Origin of the sequence: Shewanella glacialipiscicola, from assembly GCF_023283485.1 — a bacterium.
GTDB classification, from domain to species: domain Bacteria; phylum Pseudomonadota; class Gammaproteobacteria; order Enterobacterales; family Shewanellaceae; genus Shewanella; species Shewanella glacialipiscicola.
This window is the reverse complement of sequence record NZ_JAKILU010000025.1, coordinates 36,627-59,085: the sequence shown is the minus strand read 5'-3', so window position 1 is coordinate 59,085 and position 22,459 is coordinate 36,627. Positions and strand designations below refer to the sequence as shown.

Here is a 22,459-nt window from a genome sequence, read left to right as displayed (position 1 = left end):
TCAAGGTATAGGTCATCGGTTCGAACCGCTCTTGAACAAAATCATGTCGCTCCAATTTCCTAAATCTTCCATTATCACATTATTCAATTAACATTAGCTCAGTTGTGATTTTGATATGGCGATACCTTTCTTTTTCAAGGTATAGGTCATCGGTTCGAACCGCTCTTGATCAAAATCATGTCGCTCCAATTTTGTTCTATTTCCTCAATGCTTTAACTCTTCATTAGTTCGGCTCTTAATATCGAGATATTTTTCTTATGTTTAAGTCGCTAGCCTGAAAATAGGTTCCAATCGTAGTTGACTAACATCATTTCGCTGTACTTCTCACGTCATTGCCTCAATTAACGTATCTATACCTGTCTTGATTAGTGGTCATCTGTTGCAAATCCTCTATCTTAGATCCACCATGTACAGCATGGTGACTTATGCTAATCCTTTAAGTGCCTTGAGATCTCTTTTGGCTTTTCTCTCTTCTTAAAAATAGGCTGATATAATTTAGCTGCGTGATCTATTGCGTGTTTATTTAACTTTCTCTAAATTAGATCGCCTTGCGAAAGCTAAATTATGACCTTGTTCAAATATTCGTAACGCTTTTACTTACATAATGAACTTAGACATAAAAAATATAGCGCCAAGTAGTTGGCCTGACAATGGAGTGCATTATATGCGTATTCAACAATTACGTGATTTACTCGAATATGTGGCAAAGTGCCGCTTAGATATGGCGCAACTCTATGGCCGACTTAATAATCAAGCTGATTCGGCTCGAGTGAAGATGATGTTGGACTATTTTGAGTCTCATCAAAAAACGATGGCTGAAAAACTAGGTGATTATATCGATGAAGCCCCACCACGTATTCTTGATACTTGGTATAAAGACTTCACATTTGAAGACTTTACCAAGCGTTGCCAGGACACTATGTTGCCTGCAAACATGAATGAAGACGATGTGCTTAACTTACACTTAGACTTAGAGAATCGTTTGATTGGTTTGTTAGAGAAAACAGTTAATTCAACTACAGCCGAAGATGCGCGTAATGCGTTAGCAAACTTAATCCGAGTGGAAAAAACTCAACAACAGCGTTTAGTCCACAGCACGATTCGGATGGACGATATCTAAAAATAACACTTTTTCCCAAAAACCAGCCTAATGCTGGTTTTTGTCTTTATGCCATCTGCGTATCAACGACTTTTGCTCTACTTTTGCTCTACTTTTGCTTAGTTTGGCTGGTTTTCTACGCCCGAGCTGATTTACGTCATAATTTCCCGTCCCAATTCTTGCTACTTTCTTGATCTATTAGCTGATTTTTATCAGCCTTGCTCAGTTCTGCCAAGACGCCTATGGTGAGGTAACTCATTGTGGAATGTAGTCATTGGCGTCTAAGGAGATCCTTCATGGCACAAGATCTATCGCAATTCCCCAAGGCGCTATATACCCAAGCGCAAGTTCGTGAAGCTGAATTGAGTGCAGTGTCACAGGGAGTATTAAGCCTCTATGAATTGGTTGAGCGTGCTGGCGCGGCGGCTTTTGAGTGTTTAACAAAACATAACTCCACAGCCTTACCTGTGTTAATCCTCGCTGGTAGCGGTAACAATGGTGCCGATGCTTTAGTGTGCGCGAGGTTGCTGAGGGCGAGTGGTATTAACGTTTCTGTGATGATGGCTTCATCTGCACGTACTGCTGAGTGCCAGCAAGCGTTGGCTCATTATCTTGCAGATGATGGACAATTATTGACCTTCGACGCCGCGCTAATTCATGCGGCAAGAATAATAGTCGACGGTTTACTCGGCACCGGTGTGCAAGATACTGTGCGTGACAATATGGCGCAGTATATTAACGCCATCAATGAGAGCGCAGCATGGGTCTTGAGCCTTGATTTACCTTCAGGAGTGATTGCCGATACTGGCGCCATAGCCGGCGTGGCGGTAATGGCGGATGTTACTTTGTGCTTTGGCGGTTTGAAGCAAGGTTTATTAACGGGTAAGTCGCGGCATTATAGCGGCGAGCTTGAATTTACTGATTTGGGCTTAACGCCTTTCTTCGCAAAAGCGAGCGCACAAAGAGTAGGGAAAGAGACACTTAAGGCTTATTTTGCCGCTAGAGCCCGTGATAGTCATAAAGGCCAATCAGGCAAAGTGACCGTGATTGGCGGTGATGCAGGCATGGCTGGTGCCGTTAGGCTAGCGAGTGAGGCTTGTTTGCGCGCAGGAGCTGGGCTGGTCACTGTAATCAGTCGAGCAGAGCATCAACTCACCGTGAATGTTTCCCGTCCTGAGCTTATGTTTTGGGGCTGTGATTTAGTCGATATGGAGGTGTATTTGCGCCTTGGCTGGGCACAGGTTATCGTGCTTGGACCGGGCCTAGGTAAACATGATTGGGGTTATAACTTGTTTAAAGCCGCAGGATTAAGCGATAAGCCCTGTGTTTTGGATGCCGATGCATTAAATCTTTTAAGCCATGAACCCCGTCAGCAAACTAATTGGGTATTAACGCCCCATTCTGGTGAAGCAGCGCGTTTGCTCGGTTGTTCTGTTGCTGAAATTGAGCAAGACCGATTTGCAGCCGTGCGTGCTATGCAACAAAAGTATGGTGGCGTAGTGCTACTAAAAGGAGCCGGAACGGTGATTTTTGATGGCAAAAAAATGGTGGTGGCGCCAGTAGGTAATCCTGGGCTTGCTAGTGGTGGGTGTGGCGATGTGTTATCTGGTATTATAGGCGCGCTAATGGCTCAAGGGATGGATAATATGCAGGCGACAGTTGTGGGGGTTGTTGTGCATGGCTGCGCTGCCGATCTCGCGGTCGCGAAAGGAGAGCGTGGTATGTTAGCGAGTGATTTAATGCCTTTTATTCGCCAATTAGTGAATAGTGATTTACTCTAGGCGGTATGTGAGACTCAAGCAGGGCTGGACTTTGTCCTATTCCTTCATAAGATTGAGTCGCTTCTCCCTCAATAACAGCAGTGATATAAGCGGATATGACAGAGTTAACTTTTTTCTTAGACAACGAAGACGACACCATTGCCGTAGGGCAAAAACTAGCCCGCCATGTCCAAGCGCCTTTGACTCTGTATCTTACGGGTGATTTAGGGGCCGGTAAAACAACCCTAAGCCGCGGTTTAATTCAAGGACTGGGTCATAAAGGCGCTGTTAAAAGCCCAACTTACACTTTAGTTGAACCATATGAGCTAGAGGGTGTCGAAGTTTATCATTTTGATTTATACCGCTTAAATGATCCAGAAGAGCTTGAGTTTATGGGTATTCGTGATTATTTCACCGATAAGAGTTTGTGCATTGTCGAATGGCCAGATAAAGGTGAGGGTTTACTGCCCGATGCGGATATCCATATACATTTATGTTACCAAAATAGTGGTCGTGAAATACGCATTAAGGCTTTATCAGAGCCGGGTAAAAAGTTATTAGCAGCGATAAAATAAAAACAACAATGACAAAAAATAACGTTTATTTTCAAATTATTATAATTTTATTATGTTCCTTTTTCTCTGTGGTTGCCTATGCAGCTAATAAGTTAGAAGGCGTACGTATTTGGGCTGCGCCAGAGTCAACTCGAATCGTGTTTGATTTAAGTGAAGTGCCAAATTACAGCTATTTTACATTGGACGGGCCTAACCGTTTAGTAGTGGATTTAAAAAAATCAGTCGCGAAAGTGACACTTAATAAGCTAGAAAATAACAGTAAGTTGGTTAAGGGAGTGCGGGTAAGTCAGTCACCAACGAAGGGGGATTTACGCTTAGTCATCGAATTGGCGAAACCTCTCAATGCCAGCTTATTTGCTTTGCCAGTGACCGCGCCCTACGGTAACCGTCTAGTGATTGATTTAGAAGATAAAACCTTGTCGATAGCTACCGCAGTGGTGACATCTACACCGATTAAAACTGTCACTCAGTCAGCGCAATCATCCCGAGATATCGTTATTGCGATTGATGCGGGACATGGCGGCGACGATCCAGGTTCTATTGGTCCTTCTGGAGTGTATGAGAAAAAGGTTGCCTTAGAAATATCAAGGCGCGTAGCAAGTAAAATTAATGATACGCCAGGCATGCGCGCTGTGATGATCCGCACGGGTGATTATTTTGTAAATTTAAATAAACGCTCCGAACTGGCCCGTAATAGCAAAGCCGATCTGTTGGTGTCAATTCATGCCGATGCATTTACTTCACCCAATCCACGCGGTGCCTCCGTATGGGTATTATCTATGCGGCGGGCTAACAGTGAAATTGGTCGTTGGTTAGAGCAAAAAGAAAAACATTCAGAATTACTCGGTGGCGCGGGAGATATTATCCAAAATACGGATAATGAACAGTATTTAGCGATGACCTTACTTGATATGTCAATGAATAGCTCTATGGCAATTGGTCATTCTGTAGCTGGGGATATTTTAAAAGACTTAGGCGGAGTAACCCAGCTGCACAAAAGTCGACCTGAGTCTGCCAGTTTGGCCGTTTTAAAGTCACCTGATATTCCTTCTATTTTGGTCGAAACGGGCTTTATTTCAAACCCGAAAGAAGAGCGTTTATTGTCGAGTAGTCGCCATCAAGAAAATATTGCTAATGCGATTTATAAAGGCGTGAGTCGTTACTATCACAATAACCCGCCAGCAGATACCTTGCTTGCTCAAAGAGGCGGCGCAAGATCTCGCAGCGCTAAACCAGCAAAAGCAACCGCCAAATCATCAACTGCAATAGCATCAACTGATATAGCGTCAACCGGAAGAACGCCTAAAGCTTATGTGGATGATTCTGTATCGACCAAAGTTAAGCATAAAGTTCGCCGCGGTGAATCGTTATCTGCAATCGCGCAGCGTTATCGCGTGTCTATGTCTAGCATCAAAAAAGTAAATGGCATGAGATCCGATGTGGTGCAGCTAGGGCAAACGCTAGTCATACCCCAGAGTTAAATAGGAAAGCATGATGGGTATTCAGATCCTGCCGCCGCAATTAGCGAACCAAATTGCGGCGGGGGAAGTGGTTGAAAGACCCGCTTCCGTTGTCAAAGAATTAGTCGAGAATAGCCTCGATGCAGGAGCGAGCCGAGTCGATATTGAAATCGACAAAGGCGGCAGCAAGCTGATTAAAATTCGCGATAACGGTTCTGGTATCGCTAAAGATGAACTCGCGCTGGCCTTGTCGCGCCATGCGACATCAAAGTTACACACCTTAGATGATCTTGAAGCCATTCTTAGTTTTGGTTTTCGCGGCGAAGCGCTAGCCAGTATCAGTTCAGTCTCTCGCTTAACCTTAACCTCTCGCACCGCTGAACAAACTGAGGCGTGGCAAGCTCATGCCGAAGGCGTAGATATGGCAGTTAAGGTGATGCCTGCGGCGCATCCTGTCGGTTCAACAATTGAAGTAGTGGATTTATTCTTTAATACTCCTGCTCGCAGGCGTTTTCTAAAGAGCGATAAAACGGAATTTACTCATATTGATGAATGGTTAAAGCGCATTGCGTTAGTCCGTGGTGATATCCATTTTACGCTGACGCATAACGGCAAAACGGTGCGTAACTATCGCCCTGCAATGAATGAAACCCAGTATTTACAGCGTTTAACACAAGTATGTGGCCGACCCTTTGCCGAACAAGCGTTAAAGATTGAATGCCAACATGATGATTTACGCCTTAGCGGCTATTTGCAATCACCTTGGTCGTCAGTGGTCAACGATACCCATTACTTTTATGTTAATGGTCGACTTATCCGCGATCGTTTGGTCAATCATGCAGTACGCCAGGCATTTGCGCAAAAAGCACAACTTGAGCAACCCGGCTATGTGTTAATGTTGGATATCGACCCCTATCAAGTGGATGTGAACGTGCATCCCGCTAAGCATGAGGTGAGATTTCACCAAGCACGTTATGTACATGATTACATTCTGCAAGCATTACAATCGGCACTAGAAGAAGCGGGGGAGCTCAATGTCGAACACCCAAGCTCTTTGGATGAGGTTGAAGATGTGTTTGTGGATGCTCCTAAAAATTGCGCTGAAGCATCTGTCTCGTTTGCACTTAGCGCTGATTCAGCTCAAGTTAATGCGCAAGCTGATACACTTGAGTCTGCTCAACCTCCTGTTGTTGCAGCGGTGCAAGCAAAATCTGTAAGTGCTGGACGTGAGGGCACCAGTTTTGGTACTCAAACCAATGCCTTTGGTAGTATGGTAACCCCACGAGATAGCCAGCGTGGCAGTTATTCTATGGGAGAGTCTCGACAACGTACGGAGTTGCCATCAAAGGCGGCAATTGCCAGTTATGGTGCGCTATTGCAAACACCTGCGTACAGCGTTAAAGATCAAGTGGTTCAGCCATCAGTGCCTATGCCTACAATATTAGATGGACAATATTGGGTGATGGCAATAGGAGATAGTCTCTGCTTATTATCGATTAAATCAGTAGCATTAGTGACGCGAAGCCAAGAGATTGAAGCTAAACTAGCGACCGGATTAATTGGTCAACCTTTACTGATGCCAGTATCTGTTGCCGCCGATGCAGATTGGCAAGCTGTACTTGATGAAAACGAGACCTTAATACGGCAACTTGGATTGGAACTAACAATTCGTTATCAGCAGTTGATTATTAAAAAAGTGCCCCCATATCTCAGAGAGAGCCAGTTAGCAAAAGTTATCCCTGAGTGGTTACAATCGTTGCGTTTTGAAGCACCTGCGCCGAGTGCGTTGGCCATTTGGTTAGCCAAACATAGCTTAACGGGATTTGTTTCGGCAGTAGATACCTGGGCCGCATTTTCGCAGTTAGCGGAAGAAAAAAAGCTGCTAATTACCGATAAAGCAATTTTATTACCTTGGCAATCGTGGCTAAAAGAGCAAGTCAGTGAATAAAAAATTACACCCAAAAGTATTATTTTTGATGGGGCCTACTGCCTCTGGTAAGACGGCTTTAGCATTGGCATTGGCAGAGAAGCATAATTGTGAAATTATTTCGGTTGATTCAGCATTAATTTACCGTGGTATGGATATCGGCAGTGCCAAACCCTCTGCTGAAGAGTTAGCTCGCGGGCCACATAGATTAATTGATATTCGTGATCCCAGTGAAAGCTATTCGGCAGCCGATTTTAGAGCCGATGCGGTAGCCGAAATAGAAAAAATTATCAGCATGGGAAAAACACCAGTATTGGTTGGTGGAACCATGATGTATTTCAAAGCGTTACTCGAAGGTTTATCGCCTTTGCCTAGCGCGGATGAAGCCATTAGGGCTGATATTCAAACTGAAGCCGATACTATAGGATGGGAAGCGCTGCATGACCAATTAAGGGAGATAGATCCCGTGTCGGCAGAAAGAATTCATCCTAATGATCCACAAAGACTTTCCAGAGCGCTGGAAGTCTATAGAATAAGCGGTAAGAGTATGACCGAGTTGACGCAAACTAAGTCTGCTCCTTTACCTTATGACGTAGTGCAGTTTGCAATTGCACCACGTGAGCGTAAAACGCTGCATGACTTAATTGCGCAACGTTTTACGATTATGCTCGCACAAGGTTTTATTGAGGAAGTTGCTCAGCTTAAAGCCCGAGAAGACTTACATTTAGATTTACCATCAATGCGTTGTGTGGGCTATCGACAATGCTGGCAATACCTAGAGGGTGAGTTTGACTATGATACTATGGTCGAAAAAGCGGTTGCTGCTACTAGGCAATTAGCTAAGCGTCAATTAACATGGTTGCGCAGTTGGCCAGAGTTGAATTGGCTTGAAAGTGGTGCTGAGGGGAATTTAGTTACACTTATGCGTCAATGCCGCTAGCTTATTAGCCCTTGCTGTATAATACTAAAACTAAACAAAAAACTATCACTTATATCGGTTTGTTTTATATAAATTAAAAAGGAAATAATAAAATGGCTAAGGGGCAATCTTTACAAGACCCATTTTTGAACGCATTGCGTCGTGAACGCGTTCCTGTATCTATTTACTTGGTAAACGGCATTAAGCTCCAAGGACAGGTAGAGTCGTTTGATCAATTTGTCATACTGTTGAAAAATACTGTGAGCCAAATGGTTTACAAACACGCTATTTCTACTGTTGTGCCTGCGCGTCCATTTAACGTTACTCCACATCAAAATGTTCAGGGCGGATATGGTGCACAAGATGATGCGCCTAGTGGCGAATAAATTTTATCTGAGGAGTTTGCTTCTTGTTTGATCGTTATGAGGCTGGAGAAACAGCGGTTCTTGTCCATATCGACTTTTCCGATGAGGAACGCCGAGAAGATTTAACTGAGCTGCAGTTATTAGTTGAATCCGCCGGAGCTAAATCGGTTGGGGTTATTACTGGAAGTCGACGTTCGCCGGATCGTAAGTTTTTTGTGGGTTCAGGTAAAGCTGAAGAGTTAGCCGCATTAGTGGCGGCGACTGAAGCCAATGTAGTGATTTTTAATCATGCATTGAGTCCGGCTCAAGAGCGTAATCTAGAACGGGTATGTCAGTGTCGCGTGCTCGACCGTACGACACTTATTCTGGATATTTTTGCCCAACGAGCGCGCACCCACGAAGGTAAGTTGCAGGTGGAGCTAGCGCAATTGCGCCACATGTCGACTCGTCTTATCCGTGGTTGGACGCATTTGGAGAGGCAAAAAGGCGGTATTGGTTTACGTGGTCCAGGGGAAACTCAGCTCGAAACCGATAGGCGTTTACTCAGAGGTCGGATTAAGAATATTAATAAGCGTTTAGAGCGAGTTGATAAGCAACGTGAACAGAGTCGACGTGCGCGTAAGCGCAGTGATTTATCGACAGTGTCATTAGTTGGTTATACAAACGCAGGTAAATCAACGCTGTTTAATGCTTTAACATCATCAGATGTTTATGCAGCTGATCAACTATTTGCTACACTCGACCCCACATTAAGAAAGTTAGACTTACCCGATGGTGCCGTTATTCTTGCGGATACCGTAGGGTTTATCCGTCATTTGCCTCATGATCTTGTTGCCGCATTTAAAGCAACCTTACAAGAGACAAAGCAGGCTGAGTTATTACTGCATATTGTCGATTGTGCAGATGAAAATATGACGGATAATTTTGATCAAGTTCAGTCTGTCTTGAAAGAGATCGGAGCCGATGAAGTCATGCAGCTCGTGGTATGTAACAAAATCGATTTACTCGAGGATGTGACGCCAAGAATTGAATATGACGATATGGGTAAACCGACTCGAGTTTGGGTTTCAGCCCAAAAGCATTTGGGATTTGATTTACTCTTAAAAGCCATTACTGAATTAATTGGTGAGGTAATTCAAGAGCTCACACTTAGAATTCCGGCAACTGCTGGACATTATCTTGGCCAGTTTTATCGACTGGATGCAATACAGCAGAAGGAGTACGACTCACTGGGGAACTGTATTTTGTCTGTTCGTTTATCGGATGCCAATTGGCGCCGATTAACTAAACAGAGTCAGGGTGAGTTAGAAACCTTTATCTTCGATGAATCGATAGATGAAGGTACACGTTAATAATCTAATTTATTTCATCCACTTATGGAGTGCTAAATGGCTTGGAATGAGCCCGGTAACAAGGGTAATGATCCTTGGGGAAATAAAGGTGGTAACGACAAAGGGCCACCGGACCTCGATGAGGTTTTTCGTAATCTTTCAAAACGCTTTGGCGGCAAAGGAAATGGCTCATCAGGTCAATCTTTTAGCTCGTTTAGCTTAATCATCATTCTTGCTGTTGCTGTGGTTGTTTGGGGGCTTTCGGGTTTTTATACAATTAAAGAAGCAGAACGTGGTGTGGCACTGCGATTTGGTCAACACAATGGTGAAATTGGTCCTGGTCTTCACTGGAAGGCTACGTTTATAGATGAAATTTTTCCTGTTGATATTCAATCAGTTCGCTCAATTCCTGCGTCTGGTAGCATGCTGACATCCGATGAAAACGTCGTGAAAGTTGAGCTTGATGTTCAGTATCGTATTTTAGATGCTTACTCATATCTATTTAGTGCCGTCGATGCGAACGCCAGTTTGCGTGAAGCGACAGACAGTGCACTGCGTTATGTTATTGGACATAACAAGATGGATGATATTCTGACTACAGGCCGTGATGCTATTCGTCGCGATACGTGGAAAGAACTCGAGCGCATTCTTGAACCGTATAAACTGGGTCTTGCCGTTGTTGACGTTAACTTCTTGCCGGCACGTCCGCCTGAAGAAGTAAAAGACGCCTTCGATGATGCTATTTCAGCCCAAGAAGATGAGCAGCGTTTTATTCGTGAAGCTGAAGCCTATGCCCGTGAAATTGAACCTAAAGCTCGTGGTGAAGTTGAACGTATGGCACAGCAAGCAAGTGCGTATAAAGAACGTGAAGTGTTAGAGGCTCGCGGTAAAGTGGCTCGTTTTGAGCTGTTATTGCCAGAGTATCAAGCCGCACCTGACGTCACTCGTAAGCGTTTGTATCTTGATACAATGCAGCAAGTGATGACGGATACGAATAAGGTGCTGATTGATGCCAAGAATAATGGCAACTTAATGTATCTGCCGTTAGACAAGCTAATTCAGCAGAAGCCTGCGACAACTGAGCTGGAAGCTACGCCACAGCAAAATGTCAATTCTTCGTCTGTATCAACGACTCGCGCGAATGAGCCTTTGAGTGGACGTCCATCCCGCGATGATCGTACTCGCCAAGGGAGGGAGTAATCCATGGGTAGATTAAGCATTATTCTTATCGCCGTACTCTTAGGTATTGGTTTGTCATCTTTAATGGTGGTGAATGAAGGCGAGCGGGCTATCGTGGCGCGTTTTGGTGAAATACTAAAAGACAATGTTGATGGTAAGCAAGTCACTCGTGTCTACAGTCCTGGTCTGCATGTTAAAGTGCCAGTGATCGACAAAGTGAAGCTACTTGATGCGCGTATTCAAACACTTGATGGCGCAGCCGATCGTTTTGTTACTTCAGAAAAGAAAGACCTTATGGTTGATTCTTATGTGAAGTGGCGCATTGCAGATTTCGAGAAATATTACCTATCTACAAATGGTGGTATTAAAGCGAATGCGGAATCGCTATTGCAACGTAAGATAAACAACGACTTGCGTACTGAGTTTGGTCGTCGCACTATCAAAGAGATTGTCTCTGGTAAGCGTGATGAATTACAAAACGATGCACTAGAAAATGCCTCAGAAAGCGCTAAAGACTTAGGTATTAAAGTTGTCGACGTACGTGTAAAGCAAATCAATTTACCGGCTAACGTTAGTAATAGTATTTACCAGCGTATGCGAGCCGAGCGTCAAGCAGTGGCGAAAGAGCATAGAGCTCAAGGTAAAGAGCAATCAGAGATCATCCGCGCAACGATTGACGCGAATGTGACCGTTAAAATTGCTGAAGCTGAGCGTAAAGCTCTCACCATTCGTGGTGAAGGTGATGCACTTGCGGCGAAGATTTATTCTGACGCTTACAGTAAAGATGCTGAGTTCTTCGGTTTTGTGCGTAGCTTAGAAGCCTATCGTGCGAGTTTCTCAGGTAAGTCCGATATCATGGTATTAGAGCCAGATAGCGAGTTCTTCAAGTATATGAAGAGCACTGCACCTAGGAAATAAGACATAAAATTAATTAATTTAATAGGCCCTGCGATGCAGGGCCTATTTTTTTATCTAATGATTGTTAATCGATATAGCAAAGTAAGTGCGCATTCACATTAGTGATGCATGCTTTATGCCTAAGCTACGGGCGAGGTGTTTAAAATACTCTCTAAATAGATTGAAAATAGTTAAAAATGGGGTGTTTTTTGAACTTTTTTGAAAAAACACGCAATCTCCCTAACTTACTTGAGTGTTTTCACTATGATCTGCTTCTAATTTTTAGCTATAATGAGCCCCGCTTCAAACTTCGATTTTTGACCCTAGTGATGAACTAAGGGCCGAAGGTCTTTGAAATATAAAAATTCCAACACCCTCTGGGAGATAAGTGGATGAGCAATGCGCCAGTCGATACCGGACGTCGCAGATTCCTGACAGCTGCAACCGCCGTAGTAGGTGGTGCTGGTGCCGTCGCTGTAGCGGTTCCTTTCATCAAGTCATGGAATCCGAGTGCCAAAGCAAAAGCTGCAGGTGCACCGGTCGAAGTAAATATCAGTAAAGTAGAGCCAGGTCAGTTGATCCGTGTTGAGTGGCGTGGAAAACCTGTATGGGTTGTCCGTCGCACAGATGCGGTAATCAATGAACTGCCAACACATGATGGTAAGTTAAGAGATCCAGCTTCTGTTGAAATGCAGCAGCCTGATTATGCAACTAATCCTTTGCGCTCAATTAAGCCAGAGTATTTTATTGCCGTCGGTATTTGTACCCACCTCGGATGTTCACCTACTTATTTACCTGATTCATTCGGTGAGCAAGTTGAAGGTGTCACTTCTGGTTTCTTCTGTCCATGTCATGGCTCTAAGTTTGATATGGCTGGTCGCGTTTTCCAAGGCGTACCAGCTCCATTGAACCTAGTTATCCCTCCACATCAATACGTTGATGATGGCACCGTGATTATCGGTGTAGATAAAGGAGTGGCGTAATGGTTAAGAATTTAATTAATTGGATTGATGCACGTATTCCAATGACGGCGACTTATAACCGTCATGTGGGTCAGTATGCTACGCCAACTAACTTTAACTTTTGGTACTTTTTCGGTTCACTGGCGATGTTGGTATTGGTTAACCAATTACTGACGGGTATCTGGTTAACAATGAACTATGTACCAACAGCAGAAGGCGCCTTCGCTTCTGTTGAATACATAATGCGTGACGTTGAATACGGTTGGTTGCTGCGTTATATGCACTCAACGGGTGCTTCAGCGTTCTTCGTGGTGATTTATCTGCACATGTTCCGTGGTTTGATCTACGGTTCATATCAGAAGCCTAGAGAGCTACTGTGGCTGTTCGGTATGTTAATTTTCCTCGTGTTGATGGCTGAAGCCTTTATGGGTTACTTGCTGCCATGGGGACAAATGTCATATTGGGGCGCACAGGTTATTATTTCGCTGTTCGGCGCGATCCCATTTATTGGTGATGATTTAACTCTGTGGATCCGGGGTGACTACGTGATCTCTGGCGCGACACTGAACCGATTCTTCGCATTACACGTTATCGCACTGCCGTTAGTATTAGTGGTTCTTGTGTTCTTACACTTAATTGCGTTACACGAAGTGGGTTCAAACAACCCTGATGGTATCGAAATTAAGAAAAACAAAGACGAGAATGGCTGGCCAGTTGATGGTATTCCATTCCACCCATACTACACAGTAAAAGACATCATGGGCGTCGCAGGCTTCCTGATCGTGTTCTGTTATGTGTTGTTCTTCATTCCAGAAGGCGGTGGTTATTTCCTCGAGAAGCCAAACTTTGAAGCGGCTAACTCAATGAAGACACCTGAGCATATTGCGCCCGTTTGGTACTTCACACCTTTCTACGCTATTTTGCGTGCGATCCCAGACAAATTAGCTGGTGTTGTGATGATGGGACTATCGATTGCAGTACTGTTTGTATTGCCATGGTTAGATCGCTGTAAAGTGAAGTCAGTTCGTTACCGTAGTACATTACACAAGCTGAACATTGCTCAGTTTGCTGTTTCGTTCATCGTCTTAGGTTATTTAGGTGTGGTTCCTGCTACGCCAGCACTAACGATCGTTGCACAGGTATTTACGTTCACTTACTTTGGTTTCTTTGTGGCGCTGTGGGTATACAGCAAGAATGAAAAAACTAAACCCGTTCCAGCGAGGTTGACACACTAATGAAAAAATTACTGATTGCATTAGTTACCTTGTTGCCGACGCTGGCTCTGGCCGCGAGCGGACATAAAATACATTTAGAAGATGCCAATGTTGATTTACATGATAAAGCTTCTTTAGAGCGTGGTGTGGACCTGTTCCAACATTATTGTTCTGGTTGCCATAGCACTCAATATCAACGTTATGAACGCGTTGCTACTGATATCGGTATTTCTGCTGATGATATGCGTAATAAGTATATGTTCACCGATGCTAAAATTGGTGAGCTGATGCAAAACGCGATCCCACACAAAGATGCTGCTAAATGGTTTGGCGCGACACCACCAGACTTAACCTTAGTGGCACGCGTACGTGGTGAGGATTGGGTTTATTCATATCTGAAAGGCTTCTATAAAGACCCTAGTCGCCCATTTGGTGTGAATAACACAGTATTCCCATCAGTTGGAATGCCCCACGTGCTTGAAGAATTACAGGGTACGCCTGTTAAACAAGCCGATGGTTCTATTGTTGTGACTGGCGGTAAATTGAATGCGGAAGAATACGACCAAGCGGTACGTGATATCACTGGCTTCTTAGTCTATTCTGCTGAACCTGTCCAACTAGAGCGTAAAGCCATGGGTTGGTGGGTACTCGGATTCCTGTTTATATTCTTTATTGTGGCCTACCTCTTGAAGAAAGAGTATTGGAAAGATGTACACTAGGCACCAATAACGGGTAAAATGTAATATCCGCATAGTGTAAACGGGGGGCTTAGCCCCTCGTTTACTTTTGTTTTATTTCGATTCTGGAGGGTATCAATGGCTGTTGCTGCCAACAAACGCTCTATCATGACACTGTTTTCAGGTGCTGATGATCTGTATAGCCATCAAGTGCGTATCGTGTTAGCTGAGAAAGGGGTTACTGTTGATGTTTTACAGGTCGACCCTAACGAAATGCCTGAGGACTTACTTGAAGTCAACCCATATAACTCAGTGCCTACTTTGGTAGACCGTGAACTCGTATTATACGAATCACGCATTATCATGGAATATTTGGATGAACGTTTTCCTCATCCGCCTTTGATGCCAGTTTATCCAGTATCTCGCGGTCAAAGCCGTTTGATGATGCACCGCATAGATACAGACTGGTATGCGCTAGTTGAGCGTATTCGTAAGGGTGATCGCGTTGAAGCGGCTCGTAAAGAGTTGACTGAAAGCCTGATTGCTATTGCACCTGTCTTCGGTGAAGTGCCTTACTTCATGAGCGAAGAATTTGGTCTAGCAGATTGCTATCTTGGCCCATTGCTATGGCGCTTACCTGTATTAGGTATTGAGCTAGATAGCCGTGTAGCTAAAGATATCAAAGCGTATATGACCCGTATTTTTGAGCGTGAATCGTTTAAAGCTTCTTTAACTGAATCTGAACGCGAAATGCGCATGGGTATGTAATGAAGCCTTTGACTCCAAATCGTCCTTATTTACTAAGGGCTTACTATGATTGGTTGATGGACAACCAATTGACTCCTCACGTTGTGGTGGATGCCTTTGTTAAAGGTACCCAAGTACCACAGCAATACGTGAAGGATGGCCAGATAGTGTTAAACATCGCTGCTGGCGCAGTGGGCAATTTGCAAATTAGCAATGAGTTTGTGGAGTTCAATGCACGTTTCGGCGGTGTTCCTCAGCAGGTAATGTTACCGATGGCGGCTATTGTCGCTATTTATGCCCGTGAAAACGGCTCGGGTACTGTCTTCGATATCGAAGATGCTTATCTGATTGATGATGAAGTCGATTCATCTTTATCGGTTGTTAAAACAAACGCTAAAGCGCCTGAACCGACTGATGAGCCACCAAAGCGTCGCAGCCATTTGACCGTCGTTAAATAACGGCCGCTAAATAGCTGTGGTGAAATGCTCAAGTTGTTTTAAAACTAAGCCAGTCGAATGACTGGCTTTTTTGTCGCTGTATTTTATCGCCGTAATTGGCTAAACCTTGAGGATAAGGTGTGGTAGCATTTGCGCCCGCATTCATCCGTCGGATATGCGTTACCTTTACCCATTTAGGCCAATGGATCTTGTATGTTGCTAATGATCGATAATTACGACTCTTTTACCTTTAATTTAGTGCAGTATTTTCAGCAGCTAGGGCAAGAGATAGTCGTTAAACGTAATGATGACATTAGCATCGCCGAAATCGAGGCGCTGGCGCCTACTCATTTGGTGATATCCCCTGGTCCTTGCACTCCCAATGAGGCGGGGATTTCGCTTAAAGCGATTGAACATTTTGCCACGCGCATGCCGATTCTAGGTGTGTGTTTAGGCCATCAGGCGATGGCGCAGGTGTTTGGTGCCAACGTGATACGGGCAAAACGGGTGATGCACGGCAAAGTCAGCATTATTTCCCATACTGGCCAGCGATTATTTGAGGGGTTAAATCAGCCTTTAACAGTGACACGTTATCACTCGTTGTTGGTGGATGCCGTACCTGAAGGGTTTGTACTTGATGCTTGGTTTGATGATGCAATTTATGGCCGAGAAATAATGGCTATGAGTCATCAACATCTACCGCTTTATGGGGTGCAATTTCATCCGGAATCTATTCTCACCGAACAAGGTCTTGAACTACTAGCCAATTTTTTAGCGCAACCTGCTGCGCCTATATAATATCCTCGCCCTAAAGACTCTCTGCACTATATTCGTACTATCAATTTCTGTTACAAGATTTATCCTTCTTTATAAGCAAGTTTAGCGATTAACTATGTTATAACTTCGGCAAACGACGCGAATAGGCCAAACCAGACTGGATCATTTGCCGTTGCGATAACAATAAAAGGAAGGACAAATGAGAAGCGTAATGCGAAATTTGGGTTTAAGTGCGTTAGCGGTTGCCGTGTTGGCAGGTTGCGCAGCGACATCGACTGAAACAGCAGCTCCTGCATCATCCCCGCAAGCATTCCAAGTTCCCTTAGCCCAACCGCCACAGGTTTCACAGGCGCTTACGCTGAATCAAATTATGGCAAACCCCGATTGGATGGGGATTTTTGCCAAAGAGGCTTACTGGAGCGACGATAGCCAAAGCGTACTGTTTGCTCGCCAAGCCAGCGCAGCACCTCTGCGCAGCTATTATCAGCAAGGTATTAATGACAGCCTCGCCGTCGAGCTAGCCCTGGATAAGTTGCATTCAGCGGATCAGCAGTTTGGCGTGTTTGATCGCACTAAGTCCCACAAGGCCTATCTGTATCAGGGCAATATTTTTGTTAAGCAATTAAGCACGGGTAAAATCAGCCAACTGACTCGCCAGCGTAGCGCCATTGATGGTGTGCGTTATCTCAATAATGGCGATATTGCCTATTGGCAGGGCGACAGTGTTTTTCAGATTCATCAAGACTCAGGCTTAGTCGAGCAGCTTGCCGAAATTAAAATGGCGAAAGCGCCAGAAGGTGTAAAAGAGCCAACGTCTTATATTGCTAAGCAACAGCACAGATTGATTCAGTATATGGCGTTGCAGCAAGAGAATGCTAAGGTGAAAGCGCAATACAAAGAAGCATTACAAAAAAGCGATCCCACACTCGCCGCCAGCACTTGGTATTTAGGCGATAGCGAAGTAGTGTCAGAGCTGAGCCTGTCACCGGATGGTCGCTATATTTTACTTGCTCTGACCGATAAGAATTACACCGGCAGCAGTGAGCACGACATCATGCCTAACTATTTAGGTAGCGATGGTTATATCAATCCAGTACCCGTGCGTGCCCGTGTGGCTGAAGATACGCCGCCAGGACAACGCTTTGTGGTGCTTGATTTAAACCTGCATAAACAAGTCGATATCACTATTGAGGGGCTTACAGGTTTTGATGAAGATGTGCTTGCCAAAGTGAAAGCTGAGAATGCTAAAGCGAAAGGTGAAACTTACCAAAGCACTAAAGCGCCACGCAAAATTCAGCTAATTCAGGATTGGGGTTGGACCCAGAGCGCGATTCAGTGGCATGAATCGGAAGATAAATTAGCCCTGATGCTAGAAGCCACCGATAACAAAGATCGCTGGATCGCCAGTGTCGATTTAGCTAAGGGTAAATTCACCACCGAACATCGTTTGCATGACGACGCTTGGGTAAATTACGACTACAACCAATTTGGTTGGTTACCGGGTACAGATACCTTATATTACTTGTCGGAAGAATCTGGCTATTCGCAGCTTTATACTAAAGCACAAGGCAAAAATGCGCGCGCGTTAACTCAAGGCAAGTTTGTGGTGAGTGACATCACGCTGTCACCGGATGCGAATTATATCTACTACAAAGCTAACCAAACTCATCCTGGCATTTATAACGTTCACCGGGTTAACTTAGTCACAGGTAAAAATGAGCAATTAACGCAGTGGGATGGCAACTTAGATTACAGCCTAAGTCCTGATGGCACTCAGCTATTACTCAATGCCTCACGCCGCACACAACCCAATGAGCTTTATGTTCAGCCTATTGGCGGCGAGATAAACCAGCTGACCTCTTATACCAGCGATGCCTTTAAAAACTATCCATGGCAAGCGCCAGAAGTCGTAGCGGTGCCTTCAACCCATGGCGCTGATAAAGTATATGCACGCGTCTATTTGCCACAGGGTTACGATCAATCTCGCCCTGAGAAATACCCTGCGGTGATTTTCAACCACGGTGCAGGTTATCTGCAAAATGCTGACTATGGCTTTAGCGGTTACTTCCGTGAGTTTATGTTCCACAATTTGCTGACCCAGCAAGGTTATGTGGTGATGGACATGGATTACCGTGGCTCTAAGGGTTATGGCCGCGATTGGCGCACGGCGATTTATCGTAATATGGGTCATCCAGAAGTGGAAGACTTAAAAGATGGAGTCAGTTGGATGGCGACTAATACGAATGTCAATATCCAGCGTGTCGGGACTTATGGTGGCTCTTACGGCGGCTTTTTAACCTTTATGTCATTGTTCACTGCGCCTGATTTATTCCAAGCAGGAGCTGCACTGCGCCCTGTGGCGGACTGGGCACATTATAATGCGCCTTATACCTCCAATATTTTAAACACGCCTGATGTCGATCCTATCGCCTATGAGCGCAGCTCCCCTATTGAGCATGCTCAAGGGCTTACTAAACCACTGTTGATTATGAGCGGTGTAATGGACGACAACGTTTTTTTCCAAGACAGTGTGCGCATGGTGCAGCATCTTATTGAGCTAGAAAAGCCTACCTTTGAAACGGCTATTTATCCTGTCGAGCCCCATGGTTTTCGTCAGCCGTCTAGCTGGTTGGACGAATACCGCCGCATCTATAAGTTATTTGAGCAAGAGCTCAAATAACTTAGCTCAATTTCTTTTAACGGCCTCTATGTGAGGCCTTTTTATTGAGAAAGTGAACAGGAAACATTCGATATAACACTATGTTTGTATTCTGCGACTTTGCATTATTGCTAAGATTAAGTGTATGTGCTGAAATTATCATAATTTCGACAGGTTGATTGTGTTGGCGTCACTCATGTTTTAGTTCTAAAGGAAAATGGCTAGTGGCGATTTCAGTAGCGGGTGGCGTTAGGCCCGGAAAAATTATAGAAATAGAGCACAGACTCTACCAACAATTGATCCTCGGAAAGCAACAAGCGAGCCCGACTCTTTTGGATGACCTCGATATAGAGTTAGAAGCCGATGCCCATAAGCTAGAGGTTGAGCGCGAAGCTATTTTGGCGCGGTTAATGAAACAAATTCAAGCCAAAGAAGTGTTTGATGCGGTATCGCTCCAGCTACATGAAACGGTTAATAACGCGATTGAACATCAACTGGCGTCACCTGCATTAGTGCTGGCTAAAGCCGATATCAATGAGTCGCAAATTCTATTATTAGAGTTACTGCTGGCTAAAAATCTCGATGCAACGCGTTTAAGGCCGCTGATCAATAATTTAAGCTGGTTGTGCCGCGATTTAACCAACATGGTCAACAGTCCCTCTTTTCGCGCGCGCCGCCCCCAGAGTTCTGACGTACGTGTCACCGATATTAAATTAGTGATGAATTTCATCGGTATTGAAAACCTGCGTAGCATCATTCCGTATTTTTTTTTACGTAATTGGCTGCCGAGTGCTAATGCTAAGTTGTTGTGGACTACCCGTAAATTATGGCGCTACAGCATAGTCAGTGGCATTGCGGCAAATACATTAGCGCAGCTTCATAATACTGATTCTGCATTGGTGTACAGTAGTGCTTTGCTTAATCAATTAGGGACGTCTGTTGTTCTGAGTTTAAGTGCGCGATTATTTGATCACACATGGGGCACTTGGATACGGGAGGCGAGTCTGTGCCGTGACAAGGAGGTACATGATGCGGTTATCGCCACAGAGTTTCCCGCCAAAGCTGTCTATGAACAAGTGCTAAATCATGGGCATAAACTTAACTGGCAGTTATTAGAGTTACTTAAGTTTGAAACGAGTCCGTTAACATTGTTATTGAAGGAGCTAGATCAAACCTTAACTTATCGAGAATTATCACCTCAGGCTGCAATCGTCGCACGGGCGAACTGTTATGCGAAGGTAGTATTACTCGAAGAAATGCGCCAAATCGACCCACAAGAAAGACGCTTAATGTTTGATTATTATGAATTAACAGAGCAAGAAGTGTTGCGTTTGAAAGCGCAAAACTATCGACGTTTAGATCTGCTGTAATGGTCAGTTTATCATGAGTTAGATAGCCGCTGGCGGCCTATAATAGGGCACACGCATCAATATGATTTTGCATTGCCTCATGTCAGCAAACGGTATTTTTGCCTATTAACTTAGGTGAAAATTATCGGCTTATCATCCCGATAATGACTTACCTTGAAATTCGATAACCTCCTCAAGTCCATCACTCTCATTGACTGTAAATAACGCCATTTATGCAACATTTATTGCGAGTGTTCTGTCATTATTTTAACCTCACTTAGCTGAGCGGCTGTTGGTTTACGGGTAGCAGATACGAGATGTGAAAATAGTACGTTTCTAAGCCCGCACTAAGCCAAATAAGCGGCTTAGAAGACAAGCCATTAGGACGTTTCCCCTTAAACATTCGCTGTGTATTTCCTCTGGATGATGATTAGCAGAAGTCATTGAGGTTAGAGTGAAAAATAGCCACTTTGTACTTTCAGGCTTGATTAGTTAACATGCTGTAGTTATTCATATTCAATGAATAACTAGTAAAAAGAGGGGTAAATAACTTTTTTTATGACTAATTATGCTAAGAGTCACCGGATTAAGTGCTTGTATAGTTCTTAAATTGCAATCTTTATGCAGTTTGAGCCAAAGTTATAGGATAGGTGTTTGTGAAAAACTGGTGTTTTGATCACATTTTCGCTAATAATGGTCATTAATAGATACAAGTCATCCCAGTATCACTAACTCTAGATAAAGATACGCATGGGACTCTGATGGTGCTCGTTGCCATTAAATAAATACAAAGGATGAAGAAATGAGCGTGAATATAAAGCTAGACCGTGCCCAGTTTGATGCAGTTATGGTACCTAATTATGCGCCAGCAGCCGTGATCCCTGTACGTGGTGAAGGTAGCCGAGTGTGGGACCAAGAGGGTAACGAGTTTATCGATTTTGCTGGCGGTATTGCGGTAAATTGCTTAGGTCACTGTCATCCAGCCCTTGTTAATGCCCTTAAAACACAAGGCGAAAAGTTATGGCATCTGTCAAACGTAATGACCAATGAGCCTGCCTTAGAATTAGCGACTAAATTAGTCAACAGCACGTTTGCAGACAAAGTATATTTTGCCAACTCTGGCGCCGAAGCCAACGAAGCCGCATTGAAACTTGCCCGTCGTTACGCCTTAGAAAAACACGGCGTTGAAAAAGACGAAATCATAGCATTCGATAAAGCCTTCCACGGCCGTACATTCTTCACCGTTAGCGTTGGTGGACAAGCTGCCTATTCCGATGGTTTTGGTCCTAAGCCACAGAGCATTACTCACCTGCCATTTAATGATGTTGCCGCATTAGAAGCCGCAGTAACGGACAGAACCTGTGCCATCATGCTTGAGCCGCTGCAAGGCGAGGGCGGTATTATTGATGCCGATCCTGCATTCCTAAAAGCTGTGCGTGAACTGGCTAACAAGCACAATGCGCTAGTGATTTTTGATGAAGTGCAAACGGGTGTGGGTCGTACTGGCGAACTGTACGCTTACATGGGTACTGAAATCGTGCCTGACATTTTAACCACAGCTAAAGCACTCGGCGGTGGTTTCCCTATCGCAGCTATGCTGACAACGGCTGAGATTGCTGAACATCTAAAAGTGGGCACTCACGGTTCTACCTATGGCGGTAACCCATTAGCCTGCGCTATCGGTAATGCTGTGTTAGACGTAGTGAACACCCCTGAAGTGTTAGACGGCGTTAAACATCGCGAGCAGTTATTGCGCGATGGTTTGAACAAAATTAATGAAAAATATCATGTATTTTCAGAAGTACGCGGTAAAGGTTTACTCCTAGGTGCTGTACTTAATGAACAATACCAAGGCCGTTCACGCGACTTCTTAGTAGCCTCTGTCGCTGAAGGCTTAATGAGCCTGATGGCGGGTGCTAACGTGGTACGTTTTGCTCCTTCTCTGGTGATCCCTGAGGCAGATATTGCTGAAGGTCTAGCTCGTTTTGAACGTGCTGTGGCGAGCATAGCTGCCGCCTAAATGACCAAAGGAGTGCTGAATTTATTCGCACTCCTTTTTTGTCAGGGAATACTTACGTGCATCATTACCTGTCTTTTTGAAGAGAGGCGCCTTGATGCACGGCAA

19 protein-coding genes are annotated in these 22,459 nt (G+C 44.4%); all 19 read left to right on the top strand.

All coding sequences use genetic code 11. From position 1 onward, the window contains the following. Positions 1–664 precede the first annotated feature (664 nt). Positions 665–1,120: a ferritin family protein gene (locus tag L2717_RS15510; protein ID WP_220774420.1), complete on the top strand. Its 456-nt coding sequence runs from the start codon at positions 665–667 to the stop codon at positions 1,118–1,120. A gap of 275 nt (positions 1,121–1,395) precedes the next feature. Further along, complete coding sequence (locus L2717_RS15505) at positions 1,396–2,880, top strand: NAD(P)H-hydrate dehydratase (RefSeq protein WP_220774421.1); 1,485 nt, start codon at positions 1,396–1,398, stop codon at positions 2,878–2,880. Between the two features lie 95 nt (positions 2,881–2,975). Continuing rightward, the gene (tsaE, locus tag L2717_RS15500; RefSeq protein WP_220774422.1) at positions 2,976–3,434 is read left to right on the top strand and encodes a tRNA (adenosine(37)-N6)-threonylcarbamoyltransferase complex ATPase subunit type 1 TsaE; all 459 of its coding nucleotides are present in this window, start codon (positions 2,976–2,978) and stop codon (positions 3,432–3,434) included. A gap of 8 nt (positions 3,435–3,442) precedes the next feature. After that, positions 3,443–4,915, top strand: coding sequence for an N-acetylmuramoyl-L-alanine amidase (locus L2717_RS15495; RefSeq protein ID WP_220774423.1), 1,473 nt, complete (start codon positions 3,443–3,445; stop codon positions 4,913–4,915). Positions 4,916–4,928: 13 nt separating this feature from the next. Then, positions 4,929–6,842, top strand: coding sequence for a DNA mismatch repair endonuclease MutL (mutL, locus tag L2717_RS15490; RefSeq protein ID WP_373316158.1), 1,914 nt, complete (start codon positions 4,929–4,931; stop codon positions 6,840–6,842). After that, positions 6,835–7,761, top strand: coding sequence for a tRNA (adenosine(37)-N6)-dimethylallyltransferase MiaA (miaA, locus tag L2717_RS15485; protein WP_220774425.1), 927 nt, complete (start codon positions 6,835–6,837; stop codon positions 7,759–7,761). The genes mutL and miaA overlap by 8 nt, the downstream gene beginning before the upstream one ends. A gap of 92 nt (positions 7,762–7,853) precedes the next feature. Then, a complete protein-coding gene (gene hfq, locus L2717_RS15480) occupies positions 7,854–8,126 on the top strand; it encodes an RNA chaperone Hfq (RefSeq protein WP_220774426.1) in 273 nt (90 codons plus the stop codon). 23 nt (positions 8,127–8,149) lie between these two features. Next, a complete protein-coding gene (hflX, locus tag L2717_RS15475) occupies positions 8,150–9,457 on the top strand; it encodes a ribosome rescue GTPase HflX (protein ID WP_220774427.1) in 1,308 nt (435 codons plus the stop codon). A 36-nt stretch (positions 9,458–9,493) separates the two neighbouring features. After that, the gene (hflK, locus tag L2717_RS15470; protein WP_220774428.1) at positions 9,494–10,636 is read left to right on the top strand and encodes an FtsH protease activity modulator HflK; all 1,143 of its coding nucleotides are present in this window, start codon (positions 9,494–9,496) and stop codon (positions 10,634–10,636) included. A 3-nt stretch (positions 10,637–10,639) separates the two neighbouring features. Further along, positions 10,640–11,533: a protease modulator HflC gene (gene hflC / locus L2717_RS15465; RefSeq protein ID WP_220774429.1), complete on the top strand. Its 894-nt coding sequence runs from the start codon at positions 10,640–10,642 to the stop codon at positions 11,531–11,533. Positions 11,534–11,904: 371 nt separating this feature from the next. Beyond that, positions 11,905–12,495 (top strand): ubiquinol-cytochrome c reductase iron-sulfur subunit, encoded by a 591-nt coding sequence (petA, locus tag L2717_RS15460; RefSeq protein WP_076498017.1) that lies wholly within the window; start codon positions 11,905–11,907, stop codon positions 12,493–12,495. Continuing rightward, complete coding sequence (locus L2717_RS15455; RefSeq protein ID WP_220773960.1) at positions 12,495–13,709, top strand: cytochrome b; 1,215 nt, start codon at positions 12,495–12,497, stop codon at positions 13,707–13,709. Before petA ends, L2717_RS15455 begins: the two co-directional genes overlap by 1 nt. Further along, a complete protein-coding gene (locus L2717_RS15450) occupies positions 13,709–14,407 on the top strand; it encodes a cytochrome c1 (RefSeq protein WP_076498013.1) in 699 nt (232 codons plus the stop codon). The genes L2717_RS15455 and L2717_RS15450 overlap by 1 nt, the downstream gene beginning before the upstream one ends. 96 nt (positions 14,408–14,503) lie before the next feature. Continuing rightward, the gene (gene sspA, locus L2717_RS15445) at positions 14,504–15,133 is read left to right on the top strand and encodes a stringent starvation protein SspA (protein ID WP_220773959.1); all 630 of its coding nucleotides are present in this window, start codon (positions 14,504–14,506) and stop codon (positions 15,131–15,133) included. Continuing rightward, the gene (locus tag L2717_RS15440) at positions 15,133–15,570 is read left to right on the top strand and encodes a ClpXP protease specificity-enhancing factor (protein ID WP_220773958.1); all 438 of its coding nucleotides are present in this window, start codon (positions 15,133–15,135) and stop codon (positions 15,568–15,570) included. Before sspA ends, L2717_RS15440 begins: the two co-directional genes overlap by 1 nt. A gap of 192 nt (positions 15,571–15,762) precedes the next feature. Further along, on the top strand, positions 15,763–16,347 hold the full coding sequence (locus L2717_RS15435) for an anthranilate synthase component II (protein WP_220773957.1): 585 nt from the start codon (positions 15,763–15,765) through the stop codon (positions 16,345–16,347). A 178-nt stretch (positions 16,348–16,525) separates the two neighbouring features. Beyond that, positions 16,526–19,006 carry a S9 family peptidase gene (locus L2717_RS15430; protein ID WP_220773956.1) on the top strand — a complete coding sequence of 827 codons (2,481 nt, stop codon included), beginning with the start codon at positions 16,526–16,528 and terminating at the stop codon, positions 19,004–19,006. 203 nt (positions 19,007–19,209) lie between these two features. Beyond that, a complete protein-coding gene (locus tag L2717_RS15425) occupies positions 19,210–20,355 on the top strand; it encodes an HDOD domain-containing protein (protein WP_220773955.1) in 1,146 nt (381 codons plus the stop codon). 781 nt (positions 20,356–21,136) lie between these two features. Continuing rightward, on the top strand, positions 21,137–22,354 hold the full coding sequence (locus tag L2717_RS15420; RefSeq protein ID WP_220773954.1) for an aspartate aminotransferase family protein: 1,218 nt from the start codon (positions 21,137–21,139) through the stop codon (positions 22,352–22,354). Positions 22,355–22,459 lie beyond the last annotated feature (105 nt).

Coding starts and splice junctions, on each gene's coding strand:
- hfq (WP_220774426.1), top strand. CDS start 7,854: ATGGCTAAGGGGCAATCTTTACAAGACCCATTTTTGAACGCATTGCGT.
- hflC (WP_220774429.1), top strand. CDS start 10,640: ATGGGTAGATTAAGCATTATTCTTATCGCCGTACTCTTAGGTATTGGT.
- petA (WP_076498017.1), top strand. CDS start 11,905: ATGAGCAATGCGCCAGTCGATACCGGACGTCGCAGATTCCTGACAGCT.
- L2717_RS15440 (WP_220773958.1), top strand. CDS start 15,133: ATGAAGCCTTTGACTCCAAATCGTCCTTATTTACTAAGGGCTTACTAT.
- L2717_RS15510 (WP_220774420.1), top strand. CDS start 665: ATGCGTATTCAACAATTACGTGATTTACTCGAATATGTGGCAAAGTGC.
- hflK (WP_220774428.1), top strand. CDS start 9,494: ATGGCTTGGAATGAGCCCGGTAACAAGGGTAATGATCCTTGGGGAAAT.
- tsaE (WP_220774422.1), top strand. CDS start 2,976: ATGACAGAGTTAACTTTTTTCTTAGACAACGAAGACGACACCATTGCC.
- L2717_RS15450 (WP_076498013.1), top strand. CDS start 13,709: ATGAAAAAATTACTGATTGCATTAGTTACCTTGTTGCCGACGCTGGCT.
- L2717_RS15505 (WP_220774421.1), top strand. CDS start 1,396: ATGGCACAAGATCTATCGCAATTCCCCAAGGCGCTATATACCCAAGCG.
- sspA (WP_220773959.1), top strand. CDS start 14,504: ATGGCTGTTGCTGCCAACAAACGCTCTATCATGACACTGTTTTCAGGT.
- L2717_RS15455 (WP_220773960.1), top strand. CDS start 12,495: ATGGTTAAGAATTTAATTAATTGGATTGATGCACGTATTCCAATGACG.
- L2717_RS15435 (WP_220773957.1), top strand. CDS start 15,763: ATGTTGCTAATGATCGATAATTACGACTCTTTTACCTTTAATTTAGTG.
- mutL (WP_373316158.1), top strand. CDS start 4,929: ATGGGTATTCAGATCCTGCCGCCGCAATTAGCGAACCAAATTGCGGCG.
- L2717_RS15495 (WP_220774423.1), top strand. CDS start 3,443: ATGACAAAAAATAACGTTTATTTTCAAATTATTATAATTTTATTATGT.
- L2717_RS15430 (WP_220773956.1), top strand. CDS start 16,526: ATGAGAAGCGTAATGCGAAATTTGGGTTTAAGTGCGTTAGCGGTTGCC.
- L2717_RS15420 (WP_220773954.1), top strand. CDS start 21,137: ATGAGCGTGAATATAAAGCTAGACCGTGCCCAGTTTGATGCAGTTATG.